This window comes from Flavobacterium phycosphaerae, from assembly GCF_010119235.1.
GTDB lineage: Bacteria > Bacteroidota > Bacteroidia > Flavobacteriales > Flavobacteriaceae > Flavobacterium > Flavobacterium phycosphaerae.
The window spans coordinates 522,627-545,175 of sequence record NZ_JAAATZ010000001.1; the positions used below are offsets into that span (position 1 = coordinate 522,627).

Sequence of the window (22,549 nt, forward strand, 5' to 3'; positions counted from 1 at the left end):
CTCAATTTGAAAGTGAGTTAATTTGAAAATAAGAAATAAAAAAACCGCCTTGATTAATCAGAGCGGTTTTAGTCTACTTGTTTTTGGATACTATCTCAACACCTTTAAGGATTCAGTTGCATAACTATTCGTTGGATCAAGCGCTAACGTCTTATTGAACAACTCTTTTGCTTTTGCTTTATCTGTATTGGCAAAGCTGGCAGCCATATTATTGTATGCTTCAATAAACTTAGCTTTGTTTTTAGTGATTTCAGCTTCTCCTTTTGCCGTTACCGTATCAATATATTGTTGGTAATATGTTGTCATCATTTGATCATTTTCCAACAAACGATTAGTTCTGGCACGGAACAAATAAGCATCCTGAGTTGTTGGCGAAGCTGTGATTACATTTCCAAAAGCCACATCTGCCTTTTGTAAAGCAATCGGATCCGGCTTTACAGCATCTTTTCGAGTATTGTCATAGTAAATTGCATTTCCTAAGTAGAAATTATCAATTAGGTAATTTTTAGAATTTGGATTTGAAACAGCTATTTCAAAAACAGCTGCGGCTGCGGCAAATGCTTTTTGGTCGTATAATTTTTTACCTAATTCATTTAACTCATTTACTGCTAAAGGTTCCATTTCTGTCGCTTTCTTGATGTTAGCAATCGCTGATGCTAATAAAGTTGGATCTACTGTTTTACCATCGGCACTGGCCCCTTTTTTGATTTGTGCTTGTCCTAAATACAAATAATCACGAGGGATAATTTTGTTTGCAGGATTTGACGTGTAATCGGTTAAAGCTTTTAGAGAGGCATCTATATTTCCATTTTCATAGGCAGAATAACCCAAATAACGTAAAATTCTTGGATTCACCTTGTCTAATTCTTTCATCTTGTTGGCTTCAACTTCCAGCGCTTTATAATCTTTGGCTAAGATTAAAAAGTCGGCATGACGCATGCGTGACGTTATAGAATAATCGGTTAAACTCATGTATTTTTCATAAAACCCTAGAGCTTTTTGAATGTTTTCAGTATACGTTTTTGGTTCATTATTTCCCCATAAATAATACGTTTCGGCCAATTCACGGTAAACAGGTCCGTAATTTGGGTTGATCCCAATTACTTCATTGTAGGCTTTTACAGCTTCTGTGTAGGCTTTGGCGCCTTTTAACAGAACCCCTAATTGCATTTTGGCTCTGATTAAAGTGTTGTCGATTTGATAAGCATTTCTATAAGCAACATAGGCTTCATTTTGTTTTTTAGCGCCATAATAAGCATCTCCTAAGGCAAGCTGCACTTGAGCATCATTAGGATTAGCTGCCGCTGCTTTAGTCAAAACTGCAATTGCACTGGCGTAATCAGGCTTATCTGAATTCATAAAAGCACGAGCGATATATACATATTCTTCGGTATCTTTCTTTTTCAAATCTTTAATCACTAAGTCAAACTTGGCTTGTGCAGCTGCTTTATTATCAGCATCCAAATCTAGTTGACCCAAGCCAATGTTATTGAATTTAGCTCCTTCGGTGGTCGATAGCCCTTTTTGAAAATAGATAGTAGCCGAGTCGGCAATATTTTGTTTCAAATAAATATTTCCCAAAAGGAAAGCGGCTTTACCATTAGTAGGCTTTGCTTGTATTACAGATTTCAACAACGATTTTGCTTTCTCAAATTGTTCAGCATCAATAGCTTTCTTCGCTGGCTCTAAATCTTGCGCTTTGGCAACAGTTGTTGCTACTAACGCTAAGCTGAAAATTTTAAACTTATTCATTTTTATTTAATTTTATCTTTAGTAATTGTCTTTCTAATCACGATTTTTCTGCCCGGTGTGTGTTCCGGTACTAATCCTGATTTTAAAATAATTCGTTGTCCTCTTTCGCCAACTAGGAAGGTTGTAAATCCCATTCCGAGTCCTGAATATCCCTGACAATTGATGATATACAAATGGCGTGCCAAAGGATAATTTCCAGACGCTACATTTTCTTGTGTAGGTGAAAAGTAGTTATTCCCGGTTTTTGCTTTTACACTTAAAACGTTTATTTTATCTAATTCCTCTTGTAACTCTAATGGCGATTGATAAATCCAATTCATTCCAATAACACCAATCATTCCATTATTTTCTGCGACATATTTTATAACTTCCTCATTGGTTTTGAATGAAAAAACATTTTTTTGATTGACAATTGACACACCTGCCATTTCTGACATGTATCTGGCGGTACTTGAATTGGCATTATCAAAGACAAGTCCTTTTATCGAAGAAATCGTTTTTCCATTAAGAAAATCAATCACATCTTGTTGATCAATTAAGGTATCATTGGTTGTATTGTTTCTGATTAGTGCAATAGCATCAGTAGCAAAAGGTGTTATTTTCGGCATTATTTTTTTGCTTTCGAATGCTTTTATTTCTTTGGCAGAAAGTGGTCTAGCCATAACCGCTATTTTAGCTGTATCTTTAAGCATAGCATTCAGGATTTCATTTTCTGATTGCGCTACTAAATGTAACTTAGCCGTATATTCCGCTTCAAAAACAGCTTCTCCGTCTTCTATTATTGGCAATATTGATTCATCTACATAAATCGTAGCTTTTCCTTTGGTCATGGTATCTTGTCTGTCATCTGATTTCTTTTGACATGAAAAGACAAACAGCAAGGTTAGCAACAGAAAACCAATAGTGGTTTTGACAAATTTATTCATTAGATAACGTTTAGTCTTTAGTAAAAAACCGCAAAAATCGTAAAAAAGAATATACAATCAGTATAATTCCGAAAGCAATTCTATACCCATAAGGCAATGTCAGAGGAAGTGATTTCCAAAATATGATAATCAATCCAAATGTTAAATAAATCAAAAAAAAGAAAATGCCTATAACGAGAAGAAATCGCTCTTTAAGCGATTTCTTCTGAAAGTTTTCTATGAATTTTGAAACCATTTATTCGGCTGATTGAATCGAAATTGGTAATGAGTATAATACCCTTACTTTTTTTCCGTTTTGTTCACCTGGGTTCCATTTTGGACAAGATTTTAAAACCCTGATAGCTTCTTTTCCTGTACCATATCCAATGTCTCTGATTACTTTGATATCGGTTAAAGAGCCGTCTTTTTCTACAACGAAAGTAACAAACACTTTACCTTTCAATCCTTCTTCTTCAGGAACTTGGAAGTTTTTACCAATAAATTTATAAAACTTCTCTAATCCTCCCGGGAAATCTGGTTTTACCTCGATACCGGCAGTGTTGTAAATATTATTATCTTCTTCTACAACTTGACTTGGCCCGTTACCTACAGGTTCAACGCTTAATTCCGCATCAGGATCTCCTTTAATGGTTTCAGCACCGATTTTTTTATCTTTTATTTCTTCCACTTTTGGTGGTTCTTCAGTCACTTCCTCTGCTTTAGCCACGACCGGCTTTACAAACTTTACTTGATCCACTTTTGGTGGCGGTGGCGGTGGCGGTGGAAGATTTTCTTTTGGTTTTTCTTTAGGCGGTAATTTTACCGTTGTAATTTTTTGATCTAACGTATCATCATCTGAACCATCAGGAAGCAAATTTGCCAATACGGGAATACTAACCAAGAAAATAAAAATAATCCCACCAATGATAAGTGACTTAGTCGTTGTCTTACCATTTGTCTTTCTTAGTTCGTAGGCACCGTACAACTTGTTGCGCCCTTCAAAAACGATATCTAGCCATTGATTTTTTAATAAATCTAATTTCATGTCTTTTCTTTTTTAATTAGATTAAGGATTAGGAGTTGTTTCCGCTGCTGGAGCTGCATTTCCTCCAATCAATTTGCTTTCTTCAGGTGTAAACTCATTTACGATTGCGTAAGTAGGAACACCAACAATTGCCATTTCATCAAGAATATCAACTAAATTACGATAGTTTGATTTTTTACTTGGTTTGATAATAACAATCATCCCTTTTTCTTTGGTTCCGGTATATTGAAGCACTGCCTCTTTTCTGCTCAATAATTCTTTACGGATACCGTCTTTACCATATTCAAAATCTTTTGGTGCTCCGCCTTTAACAGGAGTTGCCAATAACCCAACATAACGAACCAGTTTGTTATTGTCACCCAATAAAATAGTCATGGTTCGATTTTCATCTACTTTAACATCAACATTTTTATCCTTATCTGGATCTTTATCTGGCAAACCCAAATTCATCGATTGGGGTTTAGACAACGTAGTGGTAAGCATGAAGAAAGTGATTAAAAGGAAAGCCAAATCCACCATAGCCGTTAAGTCTACTTTTGAGTTTTGCTTTTTACTCCTAACCTTTTTACTGCCTTTTTTACCACCACCAGCGTCGCCGGTATTTAATTCAGCCATTTAGTGTATATTTTTAAATTATTTTTCTTTTCCTCTCAAACCAGTAACCAAACTAAAGCTATTGATTTTCTGATCCTGCAAAATATCCATTACTTTTTTGATTATAGGATACTCTTCTTTAGCATCACCTTTAATTGCAAGCTGCAATTCTTTATCGTGCAATTCAATATTTGCAATTCGAGCATTTTGTACCCAATCTGCTAATTGATTATCCAAAGAATCTTTAGGAATCCCAGGCTGTTGAACGTTCTTTCTGTCTGCAGGTTTCATGTCAATGATTTGCTTAAGACTCTGAACCGGAACACCAAAACTTTCCATTATGGCAAATTTGTTTTGATCATCTTCAGAGAATTTAAGACCATATTTCTGACCCATTAATTCAAGGGTTCTTATACGAACATCTTTTCCTTTAACGTCAAAAAACACTTTTCCGTTACCAACAGTCAATGTAGCCAAATCTTTTTCGGGCAACTTAGTCTGCACAGTAGATGCTGGTGTATCAACCGGCATTACCTCAGGAACTTTAGCAGTAGCAGTCAAAATAAAGAACGTAAGCAAAAGGAATGCAACATCACACATCGCCGTCATATCGGTAGATGTTGACTTTTTTTTCATTTTTATTGCCATTGTTATACTTTTTTATTGATAAATGAATATCAAATTATTGTTTTAAGCTACCTCTAAAATGTCTGTAAGTATTAACGATAGTAGTACCTGCCTCATCAATTGAATAAGTCAATGTATCGATTTTAGATGTAAAGAAGTTGTACATGATAATTGCTAAAGCAGAAGTCGAGATACCAGTTGCAGTATTAATCAATGCCTCAGAAATACCGTTTGCTAGTTCCGCAGAATCTGCTCCACCACCACCAGCTAATCCGGCGAAAGCTTTAATCATCCCTGTTACCGTTCCTAACAATCCTGCTAAAGTTCCTAAAGAAACCAAAGTTGACAAAATAGTCATGTGCTGCTCTAACATTGGCATTTCTAATGAAGTAGCTTCTTCAATTTCTTTGTGAATTGTTTCTGAAGCTTCTTCGCTATTAAATCCTTCTTTTTTAACATCTTGGTATTTTACTAACGCTGAACGGATAGCATTCGCTACTGAACCTTGTTGTTTGTCACAAGCTGTAATAGCTTCTTCTATGTGACCGCCTTTGATACTGGCTTGAACATTTTTCATAAACGCATCTAAATTACCTTTACCAGTAGCTTTAGTTATTACAAAATATCTTTCAAATGAGAAAACAACCACCATTAATAATAACCCCATCAAAACTGGTACAATTGGCCCTCCTTTGTAGACCATTGCCAGATAATTTCCTTTTAGTGGCGCTCCTGTATTTACTCCACCTTCAAAATTTGATCCAGCACCCATAATAAAGTTCCATACAAGTACTCCGATTAAAATACATACTACAATCACAATTCCAGAGAACATTCCCCCTAAGTTTGAACCACTTTCTTTTTTAACGTTTGCCATTTTTTTAAAATTTTAATTTTTAGATAATTTATAAGTTTTAGTTGTTAATAAACTTGATTGGTAGCAAATTTAATTTTTTACTTCAAATAAAAAAACTTTTTTTAGATTTAATACCCAATGCCTCAATCTCAATTGAATTAAGCAGTTTCGACATTTTTAACAATCAATAAACTTTACTTAAAAATACTGCTTATTTTCACTGTTTTACTAAGCATTTATATGTATAACGGGAAAAGCCTTGAAAATGTATTTATGACACAAAAGTTTTTTAACAAAGTTAAATATACCTCTTTTTACATCGGATTGAAAAACAATTAACATTTGTTTATTTTTGAAGAAACAATTTCTTAACACCAAAAGCGAATGAAAGGCTACCTCACCATCAGTTTATTGATTTTATCTAACATCTTTATGACACTAGCCTGGTATGGCCATTTAAAATTTAAAGAACTCAAGTGGTTTGAAAATGCCGGTTTGATTACCATCGTGTTAATTAGTTGGGGATTGGCCTTTTTTGAATATTGTTTTCAGGTTCCTGCTAATAAAATAGGGTATGAAGGCAACGGCGGCCCTTTTTCTTTATTACAACTCAAAGTAATTCAGGAAGTGATTACATTGGTGATTTTTGTGGTTTTCTCCCTTTTATTTTTTAAAAACGAAACCCTGCGCTGGAATCACATTGTTGGCTTTTTATTACTGATATTTGCTGTATATTTTATATTTAAAAAATAATCATCATGAAAAAGTACTTTATCCAAAAAAGCCCGTTTGTGGTTCCCACGACTGATGGCAAACTTATCGAAGAACACTACGGCAATGCTACAACCAATAATGCTGAGATTTCCATTGCACACATGATAGCACCACCTAAATGGGCTGAACCGTTTCAAACACCCGAGTTTGACGAATATACTTATATCATTTCGGGCAAAAAACAATTTATCATTGAAGGTGAAGTAGTCGTTTTAGAAGCGGGGCAATCCATCAAAATTAAAAAAAACACCCGAGTGCAATATTCCAATCCGTTTGACGAACCATGCGAATACATTGCCATTTGCCAACCGGCTTTCGATTTTACTAAAGTGCACCGAGAAGAATAAAAAAAGTCCTGAATCATCAGGACTTTTTTTTATTTCAATAATGCTATGATTTTATTTTCTACTTCCTCACTGTTCCACTTTTCTTCGATGTTCTTCATTTGCATAACTTGTTCCATGATTTTGTTTTGCAAGTCACCAATGGCTAAGGCTTCCGAATAGGGTTGCAAACTGAACGTTACCCTACTGTACAAAGGCTTCCATTTACCCGGATGCTTATCGGAAAACCATTTTTCGATTTTCTTTTGCAATAAAAAATTAGGATCCGCCGTCTTGGTACTCATTTCGATAAAATTACGAAGCGACAGTTCAGCAATGGCATCAGCATTAGGCTTGCGCGATTTTTGGTATTCACTGAAAATCATCTTCCAGTCATCACCGTATTTTGACATCATTTGACTCAAAATAGTAATATCTTCAAAACCGGCATTCATTCCATGACCGTAAAAAGGCACTATGGCATGTGAAGCATCACCAATCAAAGCTACTTTGTCTTCAAAGGTCCAAGGATAACATTTCATTATGGCCAAATAACTGGTTGGGTTTTTAAAGAAATCGCGAACCAAATCAGGTATAACTTCTTTAGTATCAGGGAAATAATTTGCAAAGAAGGCTACCAAAGACGCTTCATCTTTTAATTGCTCAAATGAATTCTCGCCTTCAAACGGCATAAACAAAGTACAGGTAAAACTACCGTCCAGATTGGCCAAAGCCATCAGCATAAAATTACCACGCGGCCATATGTGCAAAGAATTTTTATCAATCTTGTGCGTTCCGTCAGTATTGGCAGGAATATGCAATTCTTTGTAGCCAATTTTCATAAACTCCTGCGAATAATCAAACATGCTTTGGCGTTGCATTCGGTGGCGGATTCTTGAAAAAGCACCATCGGCACCAAATACCTTATCATACTTCAGCTCTGTCCAAGCGCCATGTTCTGACTCACCAATATGCAATGTTGCATCGGCTAAAGTAACATCCCAAATTTTGTGATTAAAATAGAATTCGACTCCTTCCGCTTCTGCCAAATCAATCATTCTGCGATTTAAAACACCACGTGATAAAGAAAAAATAGCTTCTCCGTCTTTACCATAATATTGGTAATTGAGGTTTCCGTCTTGTAAATGAATCGCTCGCTTATCAACCGGGATACCAATCTTGCGAATTTCGTCATCCAGTCCCACATCTTCCATGGCTTTCCAACCTCGATTAGACATAACCAGGTTGATAGAACGACCCGAAAACTGTACGGTTCTGATATCCGGACTACGATCATACACATGAACGGTGTGACCTTGTTTTTTTAAATAGATTGCCAACAATGTTCCGACTAAGCCCGAACCTACTATGGCAATTTTTTGAGGAGTTTGCATTTATTTCTGGTAAACGGTTTGGCAAATTTAAGGGTTTGCACTGAATGAGGGAACGGATTTAGAATAATTATTTGCTATCACACTATTTACTTTGGCGTAAAAACTAACTTGGTGGAGGTGGCTTCAATTTCCTTTTTGTTGAGTTTCATTTTGCGAAATTTTCCATTGACAAACAATTCGGCTTGATCATTATAATGAGCACTCATCGGATTCCCGGATTGACCCGTCGGCAAAACACTTAGGCTGTTTTCAATATCCGAGAAATCAATAATTCGTCGTGTTGACGGACCTCCTTTAACTCCAATTTCGGCATCATCAGTATAAATAAACAGTTGGTTATTTATCACTTCATTGCTACCGGCTATAGGAAAGGTACCTACATTGAAAAAGCGGCTCAGTAATTTTACTTTACCTATCGGATGCTGAAATTCCACACGATGCACTTTTCCCCATTTCCAATTCCCGAGATCATTCCCCAGTTGCTTTTCGAGTGAGGCGACCGCTTCCTTAAATGATTGGGTTAGCACTTCGGTTTGCGTTTCTTTTTTGGTCTTCGTCTCGATATTATCCCACCAAGGTGAAGCCCCATTTTTAGTTTGATTTTCTATGACTTGTTTGATAATATGAGTACTCAATAGTAACTTGAAATTATCTTTTCCGAATTCATCTTCAAAGGTATCCCGCAAATAAAAGTAAAGCCATTTGTTGTAAATTGTTGGCGCTATCTCTTTCAGTCCGTTGGCTCCTTGCCAATCTTTTAACGTTTGTAATGCCTGTTTTTCATTGGCAGAAAAATTTACAGTACTAACCGAAGCCGTCATATGACTTACAATGGTCTGAGCCGTTGCCGAAGTATTGTCCACTATCATTTTGCTCACGTCTTCTTTAGTCCAATTATTTTTAGGCTGGAGTAAATTATCTATACGCATGGCTCTGTCTTTGGGCAAATAATATCCCGGATACAAATAACCATCAATCGCTTCGGGTTGATTGTTGGCCGTATAAACGTAATGCCACGGCGGATTGATAGCGGAAGGGTTTTTAGCAAAAGGCAGGAATTCTTTCTTATCATCTATCCCATTGGCACCGTTAAGAATAAAATTGGTATTGACACTTTTATCCACTTTATACAACTTGCCCGAAGTTATCCAAGCTATATTACCTATAGCATCACCATACATAATATTGAGTCCGGGAGCTTTGATGAGTTCAATGTTTTTATGAAAATAAGCTAAATCTTTGGCATGTGACAATTGATAAACAGCATTCAGTATTTGGTTTTTTTGTTCCAAAAGTGTCCACGTCATAGCTATGTTTTTTTTGGAAGACAAACCCTCTAACAATCCTGTAACAACGGGGCCATGCTGACTGGTTTTTACATTCAGTTTCACATTGGCACTGTCTTTTACTTTGATGATTTTCTGCTTATAGGTGTAGTTTTTATATCCTTCGAGTGTTTTGTATTGCTTGTCATTGTTAGGATTGTCTTCTTCTTGAAAGAAATCGACATCATCGTTTTCAAACATTGTCAAGCCATAAGCATACTCTCTATTATGTCCCAAGAGTGGAAATGGCGTTCCGGCAATATAATACCCATACATTTCATAATTTGGACAAACTATGTGAGCCTCATACCAAGTCCCCGGTTGCGAATACATAATGTGCGGATCATTGGCCAAAATAACTTGACCGCTTTTAGTTTTAGCCCCACCAATAACCCAACTATTACTTCCGACAAAAGCTGGCACCGGAGAGGCTTCGAGCATAGTGGTTAGCGATTGAGCGATTTTGCTGTACTCAAGATAGTTACCTTTATACGATTTTAATTGTTTGGTTCCGAATTCCCCATTAATACCAAAATCATTGAGATACTTCATCCCAAAACGGTCGCGAATGTCGGTTAGCAACGGATCGGTTTTTTGTGCCATAGCAAAACTGAAAGACATAAATCCGAAGATGTTATAGACATCTTTCAACGTAAATTTTTCAGGTTTAATACCTAATAATCTAAACTCAACCGGAGTCACACCGGCTTCCATATATTGGTTGATTCCGTCAAGATAGGCATTTGCCAAAATATAGGTAGGTGAGTTTTTATCTAACTGCGCCACAGCTTTAGCAGAGTTTTCATCAATCCCAATGCCGGCAAAAAATTTATCCGTTTTTAAAACCGGATTCCCAAAAATTTCAGAAAGCCTTCCCGGTGCTATGCGACGCATGAGTTCCATTTGCCATAAGCGGTCTTGTGCATGAACATATCCCAAAGCAGTCATAGCATCTTTTTGATTGGCGGCATAAATATGAGGCACGCCAAATTCATCAAAATATACGGTGGTTTCCTTGGTGATGTTTTTTAATGACTGTTGTCCTTCATAGCTGGGTTTGGTATATTGCAAATAGCCAAAAACAAACAGCACGAGCAACACAATCAGCGTCAAAACAATCAGGAAAAATTTCTTTACTAGTTTCATGGGAAATGGATTTACACAAATGTAAATAATTATAAGTTAGGAGATATAAGTTGCAAGCCGGATTGATTTATTTCTTAGTTTAGCAACAGAAAGCCCCATGATTCCTATAAAACCTTCATCAGAATTCATGAAAAACAACAGTAAATTATGCTAATCAACATCAACCCGAAATTACCGATGCGCGACAAAAAAGCAACAAGGGAATTTTATATGACCCAATTAGGCTTTCAGGAATTTGGCAGCGCTGACTATGATGGCTATCTGATGGTACAAAAAGATAGTATTCAAATTCACTTTTTTGAGTTTAAAGAACTCAATCCAAAAGAAAACTACGGTCAAGTTTACATCAGAACCGATGATATTGAAAATTTGTACCAAACTTTACTGGATAATAAAACCCGTATTCATCCTAACGGACAATTAGAAGTAAAACCCTGGGGACAAAAGGAGTTTTCCGTACTTGACCCTGATTATAATTTGCTCACTTTCGGGCAAAGTATTTAACACAATCAGCCTAGTCGCATTAAACTAAAACATGAAAAAACCCACTTTTCGAGAAGCTTTACAATTTTGGGTCAAACTGGGATTCATAAGTTTTGGAGGACCGGCTGGACAAATTGCGATAATGCACGACTATTTGGTTGACAAAAAAAAGTGGATTAGCGATAGTAAATTTCTGCATGCTTTAAACTATTGCATGATTTTACCGGGTCCCGAAGCACAACAACTGGCAACCTATATTGGCTGGATGCTCCACGGCAGTTGGGGTGGACTTGCCGCGGGTATTCTTTTTGTACTTCCGGCTATGGTATTGCTTCTCGGACTAAGTGCCATTTATGTAACTTTTGGAAATATTCCTTGGATTTACGCCATGTTTGACGGATTAAAACCTGCTGTAATAGCCATTGTTATTTTAGCTCTAATCAAAATCGGGAAAAAATCGCTTTTGAGTCCGTTTCATTATTTTGTGGCGCTGATGGCTTTCGTTTGTATTTTCTTTATGAACATTCCGTTTCCGTTAATTATAATTGGAACTATTATTTTAGCCGCCATAATGCGACAGTTTGTACCAACATTCTTTGCCAAAACCAATACCTCAGCCACACAAAATCAAACCGATGAAAAAGAGTTTTACATTAATAAAGATACAGTTGTCCCAAACATCGGGTTTAAGCCAAAGCGTTTTTGGAAACAAGTAGGTCTTAGCTTTTTTCTTTGGACCATGCCGCTGATTGCCTTTTACTTTCTGACCAGTGACTTTCTTTTTTGGAAAAAATTAATAATCTTCTTTACACAAGCCGCCTTTGTAACCTTCGGAGGAGCCTATGCGGTCTTGCCTTACGTGGCGCAGGTTAGTGTAGCAAAATTTAACTGGCTGACCAATTCACAAATGCTCGATGGGTTGGCACTTGGCGAAACCACTCCCGGACCGCTAATTATGGTATTAGCCTTTGTTGGTTTTATGGCCGGGCATAATCATTTTGGTAATTCTCTTGCCATGGGAGCACTCGGACTGGTAACCACTACCTTCTATACTTTTCTTCCCTGCTTCTTTTTTATTTTTGTGGGTGCACCCATCATTGAACGAACTCAGGAAAACAAAAAAATAAAAGAAATTCTGGCTTTGGTGACAGCCGCTGTAGTGGGTGTTGTACTCAATTTGACAATATACTTGGGTAAATCTGTACTTTTTCCATCCGATATTTCACTAATATCAATTGATTACATAGCACTAAGCTGGACGGTAGTTTCCTTTATAGCACTTTACCGATACAAAGTAAACATGATACCTTGGATTGGCATTAGTGCTGTTTTCGGGCTTATCAATTATATGATACTACATTAATAACTTATAATTATTGAAATCCTGTTTTACTTTCTGGGAAAATTAATTTTCTGTCCCACATTCATCTTGTTGTTTTGGGCTAAAACCCCGCACATATGAAATAACATTCGAGCTCCCACATTACCATCCCAATCCGTTTCTCCCGGAGCTACTTCAACTAAATCAAAACCTATAATTTCTTTACCGCTTTCGGCTAATTTATTGAACAAATAAGTGGCTTGTTCAAAAGAAAAACCACCAGGCACAGGAGTTCCTGTATTAGGAGCATACCATTGGTACATGCCGTCAATATCAAAACTGATGCAAACTTTTTGAGGTAAAGTAGCAATAATGGCCTCACATTGTTGCGCCCAAGTTTTGCCTTCAAATGATTCGGCTTTCAAATCGGCATCTGTATTGACCAAAACTCTGCCATTAGCTTTTTTCACCACCTCAACTTCTTGTTCGCAAAAATCGCGAATACCTACTTGAACAATCTTTGTTATTTGTGGAATTTGCAATGCATTGTACATGATAGAAGCATGCGAATAAGTAAATCCTTCGTAGGCAATACGCAAATCCATGTGAGCATCAAGGTGTAATATTCCAAAATCAGCATGTTGTGTGGCCAAAGCTTCGTAATACCCTAGTGGCGTAGAATGATCTCCTCCCACAAGGACTACTTTTTTACCTTTGTTCATCCAGTACAGCACTTTGTCTTTTACTTCTGCATGCAGTTCGCGGCACACTTTGTTGATTTTATCCAAATCGGCTTGCAGAGCAGGATAGTTTTCAATGGCTTCCCCGCTTTCGAGCATTTCTATAATAGGTTGTGCCAAAGCTTTGTATTTATCCGAATTGGTTCCCCAATGCGCCGGAGCTTCCTCCATATAAATACCTAACTTCCATAACTCAGGGAAATCTTGATGATTCAAATCAACCTGAAAGGAAGCATCTAATATGGCTGCCGGTCCTTCTGAAGCTCCTGCTCCGTAACTAACTGTTACTTCCCACGGAACCGGAATCACAATAATTTCTGATTGTTCTGCGGAAAAAGGCAATCCAAAAACGGTAGCATCAGCTAAACCCGGTTGGCTTGGATCAAAATTGTCTATGATTTGTTGTTTATTCATTTTTTATTCTTGCTATTGTTATCCTAAGATTCCTTTTTTTAATAGTTGTCCAAAGTCGTACATATCTTCATATGAACAATAGAATGGCGCCGGTGCCAAACGGATTACATTGGGCTCTCTCCAATCAGTAATCACTCCGTTTTTCATTAAATACTCAAACAAGCTTCTCCCTTGTCCGTGTAGAAAAACAGACAGTTGGCAGGCACGTTCTTCTGGTTGGCTTGGCGTTATAATTTCAAATTCGGTTCCCGGTATTTCGGCATCAATCTGGTGTAGAATGAATTCTAAATAGGCGGTGAGTTGATTTCTTTTCTTAATTAATTTGGCCATACCCACTTCAGCAAACATTTCTACCGAAGCCAAATAAGGTGCTAATGACAATATTGGCAAATTGCTTACTTGCCAACCGTTGGCTCCAACTATAGGGTCATATTGCGGTTCCATTTTGAAGCGGCGTTCTTTGTTATGTCCCCACCAGCCACCGAAACGTGCCAGCTCTTTATTAGCATGATGTTTTTCGTTTATGAAACAGCCCGATACATTGCCCGGTCCGGAATTCATATATTTATAACTGCACCAAGCAGCAAAATCTACTTGCCAATCGTGCAATTGCAATTCGATATTTCCTGCGGCATGGGCTAAGTCAAAACCAACAATAGCTCCTGCTTTGTGCCCGGCTTCTGTAATGGTTTTCATGTCGAAAACTTGTCCGGTATAATAGTTCACTCCGCCTAATAAAACCAAAGCCAGTTCATCACCTACTTCTTCAATTTTGGCCAGCACATCTTCTAAACGGATGTTGTGTTCTCCTTCTCTTCTTTTGATTTCTACTATGGCTTCCTCTGGTTTATACCCGTGAAAATGCACTTGCCCCTGAAACATGTATTGGTCTGAAGGAAAGGCTTTTTCTTCGCAAATGATTTTGTAACGCGTTTGGGTTGGGCGATAAAACGACACCATCAGCAAATGCAAATTTACAGTCAAGGTGTTCATTACCGTTACTTCGGAGGGCTTTGCCCCTACCAATTGACTTAGCGGATTGGCAAATCGTTCGTGGTAGTCCCACCAAGGTTTGTTGGCGTAGAAATGGCCTTCTACTGCGAGATTCGCCCAATCGGTCATCACCTCATCAACATATTGTTTGGTTCTTTTGGGTTGTAACCCCAGTGAGTTTCCGGTAAAATAAATTACGTTTTTACCGTTGTGCTGCGGGAATATAAATTCGTTACGATACTGCTTTAATTCGTCTTGTGCATCGAGTTGTTGAGCAAATTCGCGTGTATTTTGAAAAGTCATAAAGTTGTGTTTTTGGAACCGGAGGGACAAGTCGCGACTTGTCCGTACAAATGTGGCGTAAAAGTAAAAAAAAGGGAAAAGAAAAAAGGGAAAAGAGAAAAGTTTTAATCCTAAAGATTGTATTTAGCCCTGATGGGAGCGGCACCGAAGTAGAGCGGACAGCAGGAATAGGATTTAAAGAATGCCCGATAGTTTGGCTCAAAAAAAATCCCGCCATTACTGACGGGACTGTTATAATTCATTTCTTATAGTATTAACATGGCGTCACCATAAGAGTAAAAACGGTATTTTTCTTTGATGGCTTCTTCATAGGCTTTCTTCATTAGGTCATGCCCGCAGAATGCTGAAATCATCATCAACAAGGTTGATTTTGGGGTATGGAAATTGGTTACCATGCAATCAGCGATGCTGAAATCGTAAGGAGGGAAAATGAATTTATTGGTCCAACCTTCATACGGATTCAGTGTTCTTGCTGACGATACAGAGCTTTCAATGGCACGCATGGAAGTGGTTCCGATGCAGCATATTTTTTTCTTTTTGACTTTGGCATCATTCACGACATCACAGGCTTCTTGTGTGATGATTAACTCTTCCGAGTCCATTTTGTGTTTAGATAAATCTTCTACTTCTACCGGATTGAACGTTCCTAAACCTACGTGTAGCGTCACCTCGGCAAAATTGATTCCTTTGATTTCCAATCGTTTCAAAAGGTGTTTTGAGAAGTGTAAACCGGCAGTTGGTGCGGCTACAGCTCCTTCTTCTTTGGCATAAATCGTTTGGTAACGCTCGGCATCTTCTTCGGTTACTTCACGGTTGATGTATTTTGGGATTGGGGTTTCTCCTAATTCCGTTAATTTTCTTCTGAATTCAGTATAAGAACCGTCGTATAAGAAACGTAAAGTTCTACCGCGCGAAGTGGTGTTATCAATTACCTCAGCTACCAACGAATCGTCATCGCCAAAATACAATTTGTTACCAATTCTGATTTTACGGGCAGGATCAACCAATACATCCCAAAGACGTTGCTCTGCATTTAATTCTCTCAACAAGAAAACTTCGATACGAGCGCCTGTTTTTTCTTTGTTTCCATACATACGAGCCGGAAAAACTTTAGTATTGTTCAAAATCATCACATCGCCATCGTCAAAATAATTGATAATGTCTTTGAATAATTTGTGCTCAATGGTTTTGGTTTTTCGGTTAACGACCATCAATCTTGATTCGTCTCTGTTTTCGGCCGGAAATTCCGCTAAAAGTTCGGTAGGAAGGTTGAACTGGAAATGAGATAATTTCATAAATGTAATTTAGGAATTAGGATTCAGGATTTAGGGTTTTAATTCTAAAAACTAAAAGAGTGCAAATATACTATCGTGAGATAGGCAAAGTCAAGTGTTTTGCCGTTTATTTTTATTTACTATTTTTGCAGCATAATTCGGGATGTAGCGCAGCCTGGTAGCGTACTAGCATGGGGTGCTAGGGGTCGCTGGTTCGAATCCAGTCATCCCGACTTTATTTTTTTTCTATTTTAAATCCTACCGTTTGCAAATCTTTCCAAAAAGCGGGATAGGATTTTGAGACTACTTCAGCTTCTTCGATAATGATATTGGTTTTTAAAGCCAAAGGGGCAAAAGCCATGGCCATTCGGTGGTCCTGATAGGTTTTGATTGTTACGTTTTCACGGATTGTTGATGACGGTTCCAAAGTTAGGCTGTCCTCTGTTATTGAAACTGTTGCGCCAAGTTTGGTAAGCTCTGTTTTCAATGCCTCTAATCGGTCGGTTTCCTTTATTTTTAGCGTATGCAAACCCGTTAAATGGCAGCCTACTCCTAATCCGAAGCAGGTTACCGCTATGGTTTGGGCTATGTCGGGAGCGTTACTAAGATTTAGGATTAAGGATTCAGGATTTGGGATTTGGGATTTTTTTAAATGAATTTGATTGTTTTCAAAAACCGTTTCTACTCCAAAGTCTTTATAAATGGCTGCCAAAACACTATCACCTTGCAGGCTGTTTTTTTTGTAACTGGAAAGTGTGATTTCGGTGCCGATGTCAGACAAAGCCACTATTGAATAAAAATAAGACGCCGAAGACCAGTCGCTTTCAATTGTGAATTGTGAATTGTGAATTGTGAATTTGGGATTTACTGTGATTTTATTTTCTATGAATGTCGTTTCGACTCCTATTTCGTTGAGTAAAGCCAGAGTCATTTTGATGTAGGGCACTGAAGTAATTTTGCCTTCTAGTGTTAGCTCTAACCCATTTTCTAATTTGGGAGCTATAAGCAATAATGCCGAAATGTACTGACTGCTAATATTAGCCGGAAGAGAAACTTTGTTTTGTGTTAGTTTTTTGCCTTTAATTCTAAGTGGCGGAAAACCCTCGTTTTCTTCATAGCTAATTTGGGCACCAAGTTGTTTTAAGGCTTCTACCAAAATTTGAATAGGGCGTTCTTTCATTCTTGAAGAGCCTGTCAGTACCACTTCTTTATTTTCCTGAATGGCAAAAAAAGCGGTTAGAAATCGCATGGCGGTTCCGGCGTGGTGCACTTCGACAAGCTCAGTGTTACAATCTGTATTCTCTAACGCATTTCTCATCACATCAGAATCATCAGAATTGGAAGTGTTTTCTAAAACCAGATTGGGGTACAAAGCCTGTAACAGTAACAAGCGGTTGGTTTCCGATTTACTTCCGGAAATTTGCAATTGTGAATTGTGAATTGTGAATTGTGAATGTAAGTGTAAGTTCATTTATAAATGGTGAATGGTGAATGGTGAATGGTGAATGGTGAATGGTGAATGCTTTTATACTTCACAATTTACAAATCACAATTATTTAATTTTTCCAATTCTTTGTTTGGTTGATATAATAATTGATGCTAAAATTTTATTGATTTCTACAATATCATTTTTTACAGACTGAAACTGAGTTTCATTTAAATATCCTGATTGAAATAATAATTCAACCCAATAATCTGATTCGTTAGCTTCTTTTTGAGCTATTGCCAACTTATGAATAAAATCCAATTTGCTTTCTGCTTGTTCTGACTCTCTGACTAATGCCCCTATGGATGTCCCGCTGCGAAGCAATTGCTTACTAAGTACAAACTCTTTCTTATCGTTACAAAGAAATTTATACAAATCAACAATTTTCAAAGCAAAGTTAAACGATTTGATTTTTATGATATTATCTCCCATAATTCACAATTCACAATTATTTCAGTTTATCGTTATTGTGATGACGGTCGTGATCGCGGTTGGTTTTTAAATCCATTTTTTTATCGAAGGCGGCTTGCAGGTCGATGCCCGTTTGATTGGCTAGGCACAATACAACAAAAACTACATCGGCGAGTTCTTCACCCAAGTCTTTGTTTTTATCGCTTTCTTTTTCAGATTGTTCTCCGTAGCGTCGGGCGATGATGCGGGCCACCTCACCTACTTCTTCGGTAAGTTGTGCCATATTGGTCAATTCGTTAAAGTAACGAACACCGTGGTTTTTTATCCAGTTGTCTACTTCTAGTTGGGAATGTTTTAGGTTCATGGTTATGAGTTTATATTCTATAAACCAAAGATACAACTCCACAAGAATAAAGTACTACACTTTCTTAAGAACTATTTTTTCAGTTTGCTTGTTGACAATTTCTTTGAAGAAATTTTTTAGCACATCATAATATTCAGCGCTAATAATAGCCTGATTGATATCTAAACTGTATAGTAATTGAACCTGATTGCCATTATTAGAGATATTGTATTTGAAATTACCTAATTCTTCGGGCATTCCAATAGCTTTAGGAAGAGGTAATGTTTCTACAGCGTATCCTTCAGGGATGTTGATACTGATATTGTATTTTTCTTGACTTGGAAAAACAAAATCAACCGGATACTCTCGGATTTCCTGCTTAAACGGATTTTCTTTCATGGCAAAAAACAGAAAGGGAGACACATACATTTTATCACCAATGATTTCAACTGCATTAGTATTGGTAAACGAATAATTCTCAACAATTGGTTTTTCTAGATCGGTATTGTTTTGCACATCATATTCTACAATTTCCAAACCTTGATAGTTCTTTTCAAGCCTTTCGATTATACTTTCTTTTGAAAGAACGTTTTTGTTATCTCTGAAGACAAAAGCATTGTAATCAAAATACTGATCTCGAATTTTACCGGAAACTTCACCTTGGGCATTGATATTGGCCATGATATTTAAAATTTCTCTGGAATTAGATTTTGGCATAAGGTCAATCATTGCCGAAGAACCTTCTTTCCTGATGATTCTTCCATACCAGTTTAAGTCGCGAATGGGGAGAATATTGGGAAGTGAATATTTGTTGGTTGCATCAAGCAATAGCACTTGATTTTCCATTTCGATTCCGGTGATAACGTAATTAAATGCGGATTCACTGGGGAATAATGAAATTCCGTTTGAGCGTGTACTTACCAGTATCGGATTGGCTTCAAAACCGGCAAAGCGTAACATGGCTGTCAGCATCAGGTTTATTTCGGCTACATTTCCTTTTTTATCCTGATAGGCTTTTTTAACTCCGTTATCACAATGAAATCCATAAGATTCATCCCAATTCATTCTTGATTTAACATAGTTAAAAACTGCATTAATTTTTTCAGGAGCCGATATTTTACCGGTCAGTAATGATGTTATGTCATTTTCAAAATAACCAGTCTTTTTTAATTCATCTCCAAAACTATCACTTTCATACACTTTTTTAACCACAGACTCCCAATCGGTAGTATAATTTACATAAGGTGAATTCGGAAATCTTTTGCTGGCAATTTCATGGATAACTGTACTTCTGTAATTATTTAAATTGTTAACATAAGCTTCATTTTTTAGAGCCGGGACATCTGAAAGTGTATATTTTACAATACGTTCGTTAAATTCTAATGCAGAATTAACCCTTTCAGAACTATGACCATTTAGTCCGGGCATAGCATCGGTTTTATAAGTGTATTCTATTTTTCGGCTTTTTGAACTTTCCTCTGCTTTAGGAATAATAAACCCTTTCATATGGGTATTGTAAATATAATATTCGGGTATGTAGCTAATGTATTCTGAATAGTTTACCGGTATGTTTTTTTGAAATTCCCAGTCCGGAAAATTATGAATAAAGGGTGATTTTATTTCAATTCTATATTCAACAATAGAGCCTTCTTTAACATTAGGCATAGTAATTTTTTTTCGTTGAAAATATTTATTTATCTTTTCATTAAACTCACCATCACTGCTTAATTTGGTTTTTTCTATCTTGTTATTAACTAAATTATAAGTTACCGCTTTAGACACAGAAACACTTTCAGAACCATTACCTCCCACATAATAACTTACCGAATTGTTGGCATAACTGTACCCTTCTTTTTTATATATTTTTATCTTAACATTGACCACCGTAATAATTTCAAAACCATTATCATGAGAATATTCAAAAGACGTTTTACCTACGTTGAATAAATAAGCCGCAACTGCAGATGTATCTTTTGGACATACTTTTTCATTTAGTTCTTCTATAGTTACTTTTCCTAATTCATGGTTTTGAGCGAAGGTGGAAAAGGTTATTACTAAAATGATGGTGGCAAATAATTGTTTCATGGTATTAGGCTTTTGCTATTACTATTTTTGAATTGTCGTTCTTGGCTATGGTTTCTCTGAATTTTCTATACTCTTCGTACTTGGTTTTATCGTAAAACCCTTTTTTAATTATTAACTTTCGTTTGCATATAATTTTGTTGTCACTTGTTGCGGCAAACTCTATTTTATAGTAACCAAATTCATTGGTCAGTTCTGTCCCGTTAGGTTTTGCTTCTACCATAAATCCTTCGGGAAGGGTAATTTCAGTTTCATCTTCGTTGGTATACCCTCTTTGTATTTCAAAAGGAAATTCACGGTTTTTGTATTTTTTAGGAACATTAGAATTTTGGTTAAAGGCATTCAAAGCAAACATCAACTTTCCTCCTGAATTTTGAGCGTAACCTTCGGCTTGCAGCTCTAACTCTTCGGTAAACTCTATGCTTTTCGGATTATTATTTAAAGTAATTTTTTTGATGGTCAAATTGTTAATATTATCAAACTCTTCTTTATACTGCTTAATTTGATTTTCTCTACTCATTCTTTCTTTTCCAAATTCATTATCATATTCTAATCCTTTGGAGACCATATTAACTTTTCCAGTAAAATTACCCTCACTGGTTAACTGATAACTTCCCTTTAAGGTTTTTATAGTTTCATTCTCTGAAAATAATTTTGTTCTCACAATTTCTCCACCTTCCGGTTTGACTACCAAAACCGTTCTGTCATCGGTAAAATCGCCTTGAAATCCAAAAGGATGAATTTGACTGGTACATTCTAACCACATTGGTCCATTGGCTGTTGGTAAAGTCAAAATAACGTGATTCCCCTGAACAGAAGCGATATCGTTTTGGACATCTTGCCTGTTTGTTCCTGCATAAACTACTGTATAATAAGAAGGCACTCCCACTGATTTTAACAAACAACGAGTATAATTGGTCAGTGCTTTGCAATCACCATAACCAAACTTATCAACTTCTTTAGCATCCATAGGTTTCCAACCTCCAATACCTACCTGAACACTTACATATCTTGTTTTTTCCTGAACATATTTATATACAATTTTAGCTCTCTCAACAGGATTGTTTTCATTCCCAATCAGTTGCTTTATTTTCAGAACTGTTTCTTCGGGTATTTCTTCTGTATCAGCCAAAAGTGCCTCATACATCCATTTTCCAAATTCTGCCCAACTGGAAGCATTTCCTTGGACATTTTCAAGAGAAAAATTTTCAAGACCAAAATAAACTACAGGGAAAATTTTTTGAAAATCAGGACTTAATTCTTCTCGCCTTTTGGCAGCAATATTTTTAACCGAATAGTGGATTGAATTGACGGATTCCGTTTTAGTGATTGGTAATGATTTTGAAAAATTAATTTCCTTGATTTTAAGTTTTAACTCAGGTTTAAAATTAATCGTTAAAGCAACATTTTCAACACCAACAAGATACTCTTCTAACGGGAGCCAAGACGGAATAAATGCCGTATTAGAGGTCTCTGTTTCGGTTTCTATAACCATTGTAAAAGGATAAGCTATTGGAGTATAATCAAGATATAAAGCTCTGTTATCATTAAAAATAGAAATGCCATCGGCAACACTGGTATCTTTAAAATCTTTCCTTTTGTATGTTTTTATTTGTTGGCCAAATGCATTATACACTGTAGCTTCAATTTTGTTTATTTTTCTTCTTTTATCATAGTGCTCAGACAAGTCTAATGAATTCAATCCTAATTCATTTAGAATTGTGATTGCATGATTAGATTTCAAAATCATTGAGTTTTGAGAAGAGATAGTTATGTTCATTTCGCTTAAACGAACGACAGCATTAGCATTTTGTTTTAAACTATCAGGGATTGCAGCAACAGCATAATTTGAAGTTTGACTAAAAACCGTTAAGGAAATTAAGGTAAAAAGGAATGGTAAAACAGTGAGCCTCATTAATACTAAGTTTTACCAAATATAAAAAAATTATGTTTTCTTT

20 protein-coding genes and 1 tRNA gene are annotated in these 22,549 nt (G+C 36.6%); 5 read left to right on the forward strand and 16 right to left on the reverse strand.

Annotation, left to right across the window (positions count from 1 at the left end):
• Positions 1 to 90: 90 nt before the first annotated feature.
• The 6 genes from GUU89_RS02325 to GUU89_RS02350 form a co-directional block, all read right to left on the reverse strand.
• Positions 91 to 1,752: a tetratricopeptide repeat protein gene (locus GUU89_RS02325; protein WP_162126411.1), complete on the reverse strand. Its 1,662-nt coding sequence runs from the start codon at positions 1,750 to 1,752 to the stop codon at positions 91 to 93.
• A 2-nt stretch (positions 1,753 to 1,754) separates the two neighbouring features.
• A complete protein-coding gene (locus GUU89_RS02330; protein ID WP_162126412.1) occupies positions 1,755 to 2,678 on the reverse strand; it encodes a PstS family phosphate ABC transporter substrate-binding protein in 924 nt (307 codons plus the stop codon).
• A gap of 235 nt (positions 2,679 to 2,913) precedes the next feature.
• On the reverse strand, positions 2,914 to 3,702 hold the full coding sequence (locus tag GUU89_RS02335; RefSeq protein WP_162126413.1) for an energy transducer TonB: 789 nt from the start codon (positions 3,700 to 3,702) through the stop codon (positions 2,914 to 2,916).
• 21 nt (positions 3,703 to 3,723) lie between these two features.
• Complete coding sequence (locus GUU89_RS02340; protein WP_162126414.1) at positions 3,724 to 4,317, reverse strand: ExbD/TolR family protein; 594 nt, start codon at positions 4,315 to 4,317, stop codon at positions 3,724 to 3,726.
• A gap of 18 nt (positions 4,318 to 4,335) precedes the next feature.
• Entirely contained in the window at positions 4,336 to 4,944 is a 609-nt protein-coding gene (locus GUU89_RS02345) for an ExbD/TolR family protein (RefSeq protein WP_162126415.1), read from the reverse strand.
• 34 nt (positions 4,945 to 4,978) lie between these two features.
• Positions 4,979 to 5,800, reverse strand: coding sequence for a MotA/TolQ/ExbB proton channel family protein (locus tag GUU89_RS02350; RefSeq protein WP_162126416.1), 822 nt, complete (start codon positions 5,798 to 5,800; stop codon positions 4,979 to 4,981).
• 363 nt (positions 5,801 to 6,163) lie between these two features.
• Here GUU89_RS02350 and GUU89_RS02355 point away from each other — a divergent pair, with 363 nt between their 5' ends.
• Both GUU89_RS02355 and GUU89_RS02360 read left to right on the forward strand, forming a co-directional pair.
• Entirely contained in the window at positions 6,164 to 6,532 is a 369-nt protein-coding gene (locus GUU89_RS02355; RefSeq protein WP_162126417.1) for a DMT family protein, read from the forward strand.
• Between the two features lie 5 nt (positions 6,533 to 6,537).
• Complete coding sequence (locus GUU89_RS02360) at positions 6,538 to 6,900, forward strand: cupin domain-containing protein (RefSeq protein WP_162126418.1); 363 nt, start codon at positions 6,538 to 6,540, stop codon at positions 6,898 to 6,900.
• Between the two features lie 29 nt (positions 6,901 to 6,929).
• Here the strand turns inward: GUU89_RS02360 and GUU89_RS02365 are convergent, their stop codons facing one another.
• Entirely contained in the window at positions 6,930 to 8,270 is a 1,341-nt protein-coding gene (locus tag GUU89_RS02365) for an FAD-dependent oxidoreductase (RefSeq protein WP_162126419.1), read from the reverse strand.
• Between the two features lie 86 nt (positions 8,271 to 8,356).
• Positions 8,357 to 10,741, reverse strand: a complete 2,385-nt coding sequence (locus tag GUU89_RS02370; RefSeq protein ID WP_162126420.1) for a penicillin acylase family protein — start codon at positions 10,739 to 10,741, stop codon at positions 8,357 to 8,359.
• Between the two features lie 147 nt (positions 10,742 to 10,888).
• Between GUU89_RS02370 and GUU89_RS02375 the strand changes: the two genes are divergently transcribed.
• Positions 10,889 to 11,245, forward strand: coding sequence for a bleomycin resistance protein (locus GUU89_RS02375; protein ID WP_162126421.1), 357 nt, complete (start codon positions 10,889 to 10,891; stop codon positions 11,243 to 11,245).
• Positions 11,246 to 11,276: 31 nt separating this feature from the next.
• The gene (chrA, locus tag GUU89_RS02380; RefSeq protein ID WP_162126422.1) at positions 11,277 to 12,587 is read left to right on the forward strand and encodes a chromate efflux transporter; all 1,311 of its coding nucleotides are present in this window, start codon (positions 11,277 to 11,279) and stop codon (positions 12,585 to 12,587) included.
• A 26-nt stretch (positions 12,588 to 12,613) separates the two neighbouring features.
• Here chrA and GUU89_RS02385 read toward each other — a convergent pair whose 3' ends face one another.
• The 3 genes from GUU89_RS02385 to queA form a co-directional block, all read right to left on the reverse strand.
• Entirely contained in the window at positions 12,614 to 13,699 is a 1,086-nt protein-coding gene (locus GUU89_RS02385; RefSeq protein ID WP_162126423.1) for an agmatinase family protein, read from the reverse strand.
• Between the two features lie 18 nt (positions 13,700 to 13,717).
• Positions 13,718 to 14,995 (reverse strand): kynureninase, encoded by a 1,278-nt coding sequence (gene kynU / locus GUU89_RS02390; RefSeq protein WP_162126424.1) that lies wholly within the window; start codon positions 14,993 to 14,995, stop codon positions 13,718 to 13,720.
• Positions 14,996 to 15,240: 245 nt separating this feature from the next.
• Entirely contained in the window at positions 15,241 to 16,290 is a 1,050-nt protein-coding gene (queA, locus tag GUU89_RS02395) for a tRNA preQ1(34) S-adenosylmethionine ribosyltransferase-isomerase QueA (RefSeq protein WP_162126425.1), read from the reverse strand.
• 138 nt (positions 16,291 to 16,428) lie between these two features.
• Between queA and GUU89_RS02400 the strand changes: the two genes are divergently transcribed.
• A tRNA-Pro gene (locus tag GUU89_RS02400) sits at positions 16,429 to 16,502 on the forward strand.
• A gap of 2 nt (positions 16,503 to 16,504) precedes the next feature.
• On the opposite strand, the gene aroA is transcribed toward GUU89_RS02400, so the two are convergent.
• From aroA to GUU89_RS02425, 5 genes are all read right to left on the reverse strand, one after another.
• Entirely contained in the window at positions 16,505 to 17,740 is a 1,236-nt protein-coding gene (gene aroA, locus GUU89_RS02405) for a 3-phosphoshikimate 1-carboxyvinyltransferase (RefSeq protein ID WP_162126426.1), read from the reverse strand.
• Between the two features lie 81 nt (positions 17,741 to 17,821).
• Entirely contained in the window at positions 17,822 to 18,187 is a 366-nt protein-coding gene (locus GUU89_RS02410) for a four helix bundle protein (RefSeq protein WP_162126427.1), read from the reverse strand.
• A gap of 16 nt (positions 18,188 to 18,203) precedes the next feature.
• On the reverse strand, positions 18,204 to 18,530 hold the full coding sequence (locus GUU89_RS02415; protein WP_162126428.1) for a nucleotide pyrophosphohydrolase: 327 nt from the start codon (positions 18,528 to 18,530) through the stop codon (positions 18,204 to 18,206).
• A 54-nt stretch (positions 18,531 to 18,584) separates the two neighbouring features.
• A complete protein-coding gene (locus tag GUU89_RS02420) occupies positions 18,585 to 20,594 on the reverse strand; it encodes a transglutaminase-like domain-containing protein (protein ID WP_162126429.1) in 2,010 nt (669 codons plus the stop codon).
• A 4-nt stretch (positions 20,595 to 20,598) separates the two neighbouring features.
• Positions 20,599 to 22,506: a DUF3857 domain-containing protein gene (locus GUU89_RS02425; protein ID WP_162126430.1), complete on the reverse strand. Its 1,908-nt coding sequence runs from the start codon at positions 22,504 to 22,506 to the stop codon at positions 20,599 to 20,601.
• Positions 22,507 to 22,549 lie beyond the last annotated feature (43 nt).